The 3,994-nt window shown below is 63.5% G+C and carries 5 protein-coding genes and 1 pseudogene; all 6 read left to right on the top strand.

Features of this window, described 5'->3' with window-relative positions:
- Positions 1–362 (top strand): TlpA disulfide reductase family protein (locus DBR12_RS17105; RefSeq protein WP_146185560.1); only part of this gene is annotated, 362 nt, incomplete at its 5' end.
- Between the two features lie 160 nt (positions 363–522).
- Entirely contained in the window at positions 523–975 is a 453-nt protein-coding gene (gene accB / locus DBR12_RS17110; RefSeq protein ID WP_108618367.1) for an acetyl-CoA carboxylase biotin carboxyl carrier protein, read from the top strand.
- Between the two features lie 7 nt (positions 976–982).
- Positions 983–2,332 (top strand): acetyl-CoA carboxylase biotin carboxylase subunit, encoded by a 1,350-nt coding sequence (accC, locus tag DBR12_RS17115; RefSeq protein WP_094291466.1) that lies wholly within the window; start codon positions 983–985, stop codon positions 2,330–2,332.
- Between the two features lie 74 nt (positions 2,333–2,406).
- The gene (gene prmA, locus DBR12_RS17120) at positions 2,407–3,312 is read left to right on the top strand and encodes a 50S ribosomal protein L11 methyltransferase (protein ID WP_108618368.1); all 906 of its coding nucleotides are present in this window, start codon (positions 2,407–2,409) and stop codon (positions 3,310–3,312) included.
- 55 nt (positions 3,313–3,367) lie between these two features.
- Positions 3,368–3,433: pseudogene (locus tag DBR12_RS23575) on the top strand (MJ0042-type zinc finger domain-containing protein); the annotation flags it as partial.
- 285 nt (positions 3,434–3,718) lie between these two features.
- A partial coding sequence (locus DBR12_RS23580; protein WP_369861645.1) for a hypothetical protein occupies positions 3,719–3,994 on the top strand: 276 nt, incomplete at its 3' end.

Raw genomic sequence — 3,994 nt, forward strand, 5'->3', positions numbered from 1 at the left:
CTTTGAAGTCTTTTTCCGGCAAGCCGCTGCTGCTCAACTTCTGGGCCACCTGGTGTCCGCCCTGTGTGGAAGAGTTGCCCATGCTGAATGCTTTCTACCGCGAACATGCCGCCAAAGGCTGGCAAGTGCTAGGTTTGGCGATCGACCAGCCCTCGGCGGTGCGCAAATTCCTGGCGCGTCTTCCTCTGGAGTTTCCGGTCGGGCTGGCTGGTTTGGGGGGGACTGATCTGGGGCGCTCTCTGGGCAATCTGACTGGCGGGCTGCCCTTTACCGTGGTGCTGGGGGCCGCGGGGCGGGTGCTGCACCGTAAAATGGGGCAAGTCACCCCTCAGGATCTGCAGCAGTGGGCCTCCTTGCGGTGATGCATGTGGCGGCTGTTTTCCAGTCGGTGTGGTGATTCTGGAGGGTTCCAGTGGCCTATTTCCATGACGAAGTTCATGGAAAATGCATGTGGAAGACTGCGATAGGGTGAAATTGGAGTAAATTCGCGCCCTATTCAGTTTTATAGCCGTTGGAGCTTCCATGGATCTGCGAAAACTCAAAACCCTCATCGATCTCGTGTCCGAGTCGAATGTGTCCGAACTCGAAATCACGGAGGCCGAGGGCAAAGTCCGCATCGTCAAGAGCGGTGGCGCCGTGGTCCAGCAGTATGTCCCGGCCCCCATGCAAGCCCCGGTGGCGCCTGCACCTGCCGCTGCAGCCCCTGTGGCCGAGCTGCCTGCTCCTCCTGCGGTGCCCGCAGGCCATGTCGTCAAGTCGCCCATGGTCGGCACCTTCTACCGCTCGTCCAGTCCCGGCGCCAAGGCTTTTGTCGAGGTGGGCAGCCAGGTCAAGGAAGGCGAGACCATCTGCATCATCGAGGCCATGAAGATCCTCAACGAGATCGAAGCCGACAAGTCGGGCACGGTCACGCGCATCATGGGCGAAAACGGCCAGGCCGTGGAATACGGACAGCCGCTGTTCGTTATCGAATAAGGCACCCATGTTCAAGAAGATTCTCGTTGCGAATCGCGGAGAGATCGCTCTCCGTATCCAGCGCGCGTGTAGCGAACTTGGGATCAAGGCCGTGATGGTCTATTCCGAGGCCGATCGCGACGCCAAGTACGTCAAGCTGGCCGAAGAGGCGGTGTGCATCGGCCCCGCGCCCTCGCCGCTGTCCTACCTCAACATGCCGGCCATCATCTCGGCGGCCGAAGTGACCGACGCCGAAGCCATTCACCCCGGCTACGGTTTCCTGTCCGAGAACGCCGATTTCGCCGAGCGCGTCGAAAAGAGCGGTTTCCAGTTCATCGGCCCTACGCCCGAATCGATCCGCATCATGGGCGACAAGGTGTCGGCCAAGCAGGCCATGATCCGCGCCGGCGTGCCCTGCGTGCCGGGCTCAGAGGGCGAGTTGCCCGATGACCCGGTGCAGATCCGCCGCATCGCCAAGGCCATCGGTTACCCCGTGATCATCAAGGCAGCTGGCGGCGGCGGTGGCCGTGGCATGCGCGTGGTGCACACCGAGGCCGCGCTGGTCAATGCCGTGCAGATGACCAAGGCCGAGGCGGGCGCTGCGTTTGGCAATCCTGCGGTGTACATGGAGAAGTTCCTCCAGAACCCGCGCCACATCGAAATCCAGATCCTGGCCGACAAGCACCGCAACGCGGTATATCTGGGCGAGCGCGACTGCTCCATGCAGCGCCGCCACCAGAAGGTGATCGAAGAGGCGCCAGCGCCTGGCATCCCCCGCAAGCTGATCGAGAAGATTGGCGAGCGCTGCGTGGCCGCCTGCAAGAAGATTGGCTACCGTGGTGCGGGCACGTTCGAGTTCCTGTACGAGAACGGCGAGTTCTATTTCATCGAGATGAACACCCGCGTGCAGGTGGAGCACCCGGTGACCGAATGGATCACTGGTGTGGATATCGTCAAGACGCAGATCATGGTGGCGGCAGGTGAGAAGCTGCCCTTCACCCAGCGCCAGATCGAGATCCGTGGCCATGCCATCGAATGCCGGGTGAATGCGGAAGATCCGTACAAGTTTGTCCCCTCGCCTGGGCGCATCACGACCTGGCACCCGCCGGGTGGCCCGGGTGTGCGCGTCGATTCGCATGCATACACCAACTACTTTGTGCCGCCCAACTACGACTCGATGATAGGCAAGATCATCGTGCACGGCGACACGCGCGAACAGGCGCTGGCCCGCATGCGCACGGCGCTGTCCGAGACCGTGATTGAAGGCATCAATACCAATGTGCCGCTGCACCGCGAGTTGATGGTGGACGCCAAGTTCATGGCCGGTGGCACCAACATCCACTACCTGGAGGAGTGGCTGTCGCAGCACAAGCGCTGAAGACGGCTCCTAGCGGTTTCACATGCTGGCTCTTGGCAACGAGGGTCAGCATTTCATTTTTCTGAGAGGCGTCTATGTTTGAGTTGAGTCTGATGTGCCCCGAGGACTGTATCGAGCCAGTCAGCGACGCGCTGGATGCGCTGGATGCGCTCTCCGTGTCGGTGGAGGATGCCGATGCCCAGACCGACGCCGAGCAGGCGCTGTTTGGGGAGCCGGGCATGCCGCCGCCCAAGGATGGCTGGCAGCGCAGCCGCGTGGTCGCGCTGTTTCCTTCCGAGGTGGCGGCACGCGAAGCGCAGCAATTGCTGGTGGTGCAGGACTTCTTTGTGGGCTGTCAGGTGCTGGGTGTGGCGCAGGTGGCCGAGCAGGACTGGGTGCGGCTCACGCAGTCGCAGTTTGCGCCGGTGGACATCACGCCGGACTTCTGGATCGTTCCCACGTGGCATGAACTGCCTGCGCAGGCGGTGCGCAGCATTCGTTTGGACCCGGGCCTGGCCTTTGGCACGGGCACGCACCCCACCACGCGCATGTGCCTGCGCTGGATTGCGCGCAACGGGGCGGTGCAGCCGGGAGCTGGCAACAACCCGCTGGGCCGGGTGCTGGACTACGGATGCGGCTCGGGCATCCTGGCCATTGGCGCCGCCAAGTTTGGCGCCACGGATATTGATGCGGTGGACATTGATCCCGCCGCTGTGGAATCCACGGCACAGAACGCGCAAGCCAACGGCGTGCGATTGAGTGCCGGATTGCCTGACAAGGCACGGGGCGAGTACCAGACGGTGCTGGCCAACATCCTCGCGACCCCCTTGCGTGTGCTGGCGCCTTTGCTGAGCGCCTATGTAGCGCCGGGAGGGCACCTGGTGCTTGCGGGCATCCTGGAGCGCCAGGCCGATGAGCTGAAAGAAGCCTATGCACCATGGGTTCAGCTGGAAGTGGCGGATGCCGAAGACGGCTGGATCTTGATGACCGCCCAGCGCTGAGCCTGCGCGTATTCCGCCTGGGCCCGGGTGGCACGGCCCCTACAATCCAACGCTGATGAGCCAGATCACTCGCTGCCCGTCCTGCGCCACCTCCTTCAAGGTGGTGGCAGACCAATTGCGCATCTCGGAAGGATGGGTGCGGTGTGGCCAATGCAAGGAAGTGTTTGATGCCTCTGCGCATTTGTTGCCAGTGGCTCCGGCAGCCCTTTTGCCCGATGTGTCACTGACCGATGTACGGCCGCCCCCGGCGCCCACCGCTCGAAAGAGCGATGCCGAGCGTGCTTGGGGGGGCGGGGCCGCGCCGCCTTCGCCCCCAGCGTTGGAGAGGGGGGCTCAGGCGGCTCCTATGGCTGCGCCCACTGCGCATGCAGATGCCGTAGGCCATCGCGCAGACACTTCACTGCCCATGGCTGCAGCCCCCCTGGCACCGGCAATGCCTGTGCTGGATATTCCTGCGCCCACTGTGCCTGCGTTCCTGGCGGTAGGCGCGACGGCTTCCGATGCAAGTACCTTGAACCTCGCGCCGACCGCGCCGTTTTCCTGGCGGCCCGTCCCCACACCGTGGGCGGCAGAGGCGGTTGACTCCAGTCCATCGCTGTCGGGGCCGACGGTCGATCTACAGGCCATGGAAGAGGTCGTGGCAAAGCCGGTGTTGGATTCTGCCGCGGGGGCGGCGCTGCCC

The organism is Acidovorax sp. HMWF029, from assembly GCF_003060895.1.
Taxonomy (GTDB): Bacteria; Pseudomonadota; Gammaproteobacteria; order Burkholderiales; family Burkholderiaceae_C; genus Acidovorax.